Below are 4,591 nucleotides of genomic sequence, written 5' to 3' on the forward strand. Positions count from 1 at the left end.
GCGCGGGCGCCGGCTCGGCGCCGTAGTTCGCGGAGCTGGTCGAGTGGTCGCGAAGCAGGTGGTCGGCGAACGCCGCGAGCGTCGGGTACTCGAAGAAGACCGACGGCAGCAGGTCCAGCCCCAACCGCTCGTTCAACACGTTCGCCAGCTCGGTGAAGGAGATCGAGTCGAAGCCGAACTCGCTGAGGTGGGCGTCTAGGTCCACGTCGGCGGGATCGACGTCGAGGACGGTACGGATCGCCGCGAGCAGGTCCGCGCGCACCCGGTCGACCAGCCGGTCGGCCGCCCCGGCGTGGTTGTCCGCGTCGGTCGGGTCGGCGCTGGCCGGTCCGGGTCCGCCAGCGGTCGCCGCGAAGGTCCGCAGGATCCGGTCCTGGTCCCCGTGCAGCTCGATGAGGAGCGGCTCGTCGGCCGCCAGCGCGCGTTCGAACATCGCGAGGCCCTCGGCGACGTCGATCGGCCGGATCCCCGCGACACCGCGCATCAGGCGTTGGGTGGCCTCGTCGATGCGCATCCCGCCGTCGGCCCAGTAGGGCCACGCCACCGACACGCTGCGCCCCGGTCGCCGCCCCGCCCGCCACCGCACGAACTCGTCCAGGAACCGGTTGCCGAACGCGTAGTCGCACTGGCCGGCGTTGCCCACCAGCCCGGCCACCGACGAGAACCCGACGAAGACCTTCAGGTCGTCGGCGGCGGTGGCCTCGTCCAGCCACACCGCTCCCCACACCTTCGCCGCCACCACCGATCGGAACCCGGCCACCGACTTGTCCCGCAGCCACCCGTCGGCGGTCACCCCGGCGGCGTGCACCACGCCGTCCACCCGGCCGAACCGCTCCCGCACCGATCCGACCGCCGCGACCACCTCCGTGCGTACCGACACGTCGGTACGCACGAAGATCACCGACTCGGCACGTCCCGCCAGCCAGCGGCGAGCCGCCGCGTCCGGCTCGGAACGGCCCAGCACCCCCACCCGCGCGCCCGAGCGGACCAGCGACTCGACCACCGGCCGACCCAACCCGCCCAGGCCACCGGAGACCACGTACACGTCACCTGTCGACACGACGGCCGCGCCGGCGACCCCGACCGGCACCCGCCGGTACCCCAGCGTCTCCCGCCCCGCCGCGCCGAACCGCACCTCGACTGCCGAGTCCGCTCCGATCAGCTCCGGCCACAGCGCCGCCGCCAGCGCGTCGCCGCGCAGCGCGCCGACATCCACGATCCGCGGGCGTAGCCAGCCGCACTCCCGGGCCACCGAGCGCGCGAAGCCGCCCAGGGCGGCACCCAGCAGAGATCCCGGGTGCGCGATGACGACCCGGACCGGGGTGTCCGAGGGCGTCCGCGCGGCGGCGCGCAGCAGGCAGAGCAGGGGCGCGACGTCGCGGTCGAGCTGCTCCGGGCGTGGCGGGCGGTCGCCGGGCGCGTCCAGGTCGCCGGCGTACACCACCGCGTCGGGTACGCCGTGGGCGCACAGGTCCGCCCACCGCCGGCCCGCCTCCTCGGGGTCGGTGGGGGTCTCGACCACGGAGAGCCGGTCGGCCACCCACGCGGCGGCCGGCACCCGCAGGTCTCCGCCCCCGATCACTGCCAGGTGACCGAGGCGTCGGCCCGGCGTCGCCACGAGCGGCGCCGGCTCCCAGACCTGCTGGAGCCGGACCAGGTCGCCGGTGCCGGCGGCCGCCGCCCGGAGCAGCGGCAACGCCTGCTCCGGGGTCAGCTCGCCGGCGCGTACCCGGTGCAGCACCTCGTCCACCGTCTGCGGCTGACCGTTCACGACAACGTCTCCCATTCCCGCTTGACCTCGTGCACCTCGGCCTGGCCGGCGTGCAGCCGCCGCAGCAGTTCGGTGAGGCGTTCCTCGTCCGGGGCCTTCGGTGGCGGTTCCGCCACGGGTGTCCTGACCGGGCGCAGCACCACGTCGCCGAGGGTCACCACCGGCGTGCCGGAGTCGTCGAGCAGCGTCACGGCGAAGCGGGACCGCTGCGCGACCGGCAGCACGTGGGCGTAGCGGACCTGCTCGGTGCCGGTGTGTGCCGCGACCCGGCCGACAGTGAACGGGATCCGTGGGCCCGCCGTCCAGGCCTCGGCGGCCGGGAACAGGCCCGAGATGGCCTGCATCGCCCCGTCCACCAGGGCGGGGTGCAGGCGGAGCCCGGCCGTGGGCGTGCCGTCCGGCAGCGCCAGTTCGGCCAGCACCTCGTCGTCGGCGCAGTGCAGCGCGCGGATCGTCTGGAAGGTGGGGCCGTACCGGATGCCGGCGTCGGCGAAGCTGCGGTACAGGTCGACACCGTCGACGCGCCGGGTGCAGCGCCGCAGGACGGCGTCGAGGTCGACCACGGGACGCCGCGGGTCGGCCCCGGCCGGGGCGACGACGACCTGTCCGCTCGCGTACGTGCTGTGCCCGTCGGCCGCCTCCGGGTCACGGACCGCGACGTCCAGCACACCGGGTCGCGCGGTCGCCGCCACGCTGACGTGCAGGACGCGGGGTCGGTCCACGGTGACAGCACGCGTCCAGGTGACCCGGCGAAGCTCCACCACCGGCGCGTCGGTCGCCAACTCCCCCGCGGCGCGGGCCAGTTCGAGCACGGCCGCCCCGGGCAGCGTCGGGATGCCGGCCACGACGTGGTCCCGGATGTAGAACTCGCTGCCGTCCAGGTCCACCGCGACCCGTCGTCCGGTCGGGTCGACCCGGCTCGCGGAGATCATCGGGTGTGGGCACTCGGCGTCGGGACGGGACGCCTGACCGACCGGGGTCAGGCCGTACCGCTGCCCGGCGAAGGGATAGGTCGGCAGCGGCAGCCGGCGGCACCGCTCCCCCACGAACAACTGTCGCCACGACAGGTCGGCGCCGGCGCGGTAGCCGGCGGCCAGCGCGCTGAGCGCGTCCGTGGGGTCCGGGCCGTGCGCCGCCTCGGCGCACATCCGCTGCGCGGTCTCGACCGGCAGCGAACGTGCCGGTAGGCCGGCGGTGTCACCGGCCAACCAGGCGCGCAGGCTGTCGATGAGCCCGGCGATGTCCCGGACCACCCAGGCCGCCCGGCGCCTGTGATGTGCCCGGCCGACCAGAGTGGTGAAGGCGACGTCGCGGAGTTGCGGCGTCGTGGTCGCGGACTCCAGCCATCTCAGCAGGTCGCCCGCGCGGTCGCGCAGCGCCTGGTCGGTGTGGCCGGAGAGTCCGACCAGGTACGCCGGCCGGGCCGACGCCTCGGCCGGCGTGGCCACCTCGACCGCCTCCCGCACGACGACGTGCGCGTTGGTGCCACTGAAGCCGAAGGCGCTCACCGCGCCGTAGCGGGGACCGTCCGGCTCGTGCCACGGTCGGGACCGGGTGTTGACGTAGAAGGGGGTGTTCGGCAGGCCGATCAGGTCGTTGCCCTCGCGGAAGTTGAGCGACGGCACGTGCATCCCCTCCCGGACACAGAGGACGAGCTTGATCAGGCCGGCCATGCCGGCGGTGGCGAGGGTGTGACCGATGTTGGTCTTGACCGATCCGATCGCGCAGAACCCGGTGCGGTCGGTGTACCGGCGGAACGCCTCGGTGAGCGCGGCGACCTCGATCGGGTCACCCAGCCGGGTGCCCGTGCCGTGCGCCTCGACGTAGCCGATCCGCTCCGGGCGTACGCCGAACCGGTCGTAGACCTCGGTCTCCAGGGCCGTCTGCGCCGCGCCGTTCGGCGCGGTGATGCCGTTGGTCTGCCCGTCCTGGTTGAGCCCGGAGCCCACCACGACGGCGTGGACGTGGTCCCGGTCGCCCAGCGCGGTGTCGAGGCGCTTGAGGACGACGACGCCGACACCCTCGCCGGGCACGAAGCCGTCCGCCGCGGCGTCGAAGGTCCGGCAGGCGCCGGTGGGTGAGAGCATCTGCGCCCGGCTGGCGAGGTGGTAGAAGAGCGGCGTGTTCATCACCATGACCCCGGCGACGATGGCGGTGTCCACCTCGCCCGAGCGCAGCGCCTCGGCGGCCAGGTGCAGCGCGGTCAGCGACGACGAGCAGGCGGTGTTGACGGTGATGCACGGCCCGCGCAGGTCCCACAGGTAGGAGAGCCGGGCGGCGAGGATGGCCTCACTGTTGCCGAGAAACGCGTGCGCGCTGAGCGGTTCGGTCGCCTCCACCGTCCGCAGGTAGTCGTTGCCGTTGTAGCCGACGTACACGCCGCAGCGGCTGCCGGCGAGGTCCTCGCGTGCGTAACCGGCGTCCTCCACCGCCCGCCAGGTCTCCTCCAGCAGCAGCCGCTGCTGCGGGTCCATCCGTTCGGCTTCCTTAGGGGAGATGGCGAAGAACAGCGGGTCGAACCGGTCCACGTCGTCGAGCAACGCGCCCCACCGGCTGTAACTGCGGTCGGCGCGGCGCGGGTCGGGGTGGTAGAACTCCTCGGCCGGCCAGCGGGTCACCTCCCGCACCGCGCTGCGCCCCTCGACCAGGTTGCGCCAGAACCGGTCCAGGTCCGGGGCGTCCGGAAAGCGGGCCGACATGCCGATCACGGCGATCTCGGCGGTGCTCGGCGTCGGGGTCGAGGTGGCCACCGGCGTCACCACGGGCGGCCGCACCGGCGCGGCAGGGCTCACCACCGGCGGCACCACCGGCGGCGGACGG

Annotated in this window: 2 protein-coding genes; both read right to left on the reverse strand. The window is 74.5% G+C overall.

Annotated elements, in window-relative coordinates; all coding sequences use genetic code 11:
- On the reverse strand, positions 1–1,771 hold a 1,771-nt coding region (locus JM949_RS33805), incomplete at its 3' end, for a beta-ketoacyl reductase (protein ID WP_203152098.1).
- Positions 1,768–4,578: a type I polyketide synthase gene (locus tag JM949_RS33810; RefSeq protein ID WP_309232442.1), complete on the reverse strand. Its 2,811-nt coding sequence runs from the start codon at positions 4,576–4,578 to the stop codon at positions 1,768–1,770. The genes JM949_RS33810 and JM949_RS33805, both read right to left, overlap by 4 nt.
- Positions 4,579–4,591 lie beyond the last annotated feature (13 nt).

Origin of the sequence: Micromonospora tarensis (assembly GCF_016803395.1) — a bacterium.
In the GTDB taxonomy this organism is placed as follows: domain Bacteria; phylum Actinomycetota; class Actinomycetes; order Mycobacteriales; family Micromonosporaceae; genus Micromonospora; species Micromonospora tarensis.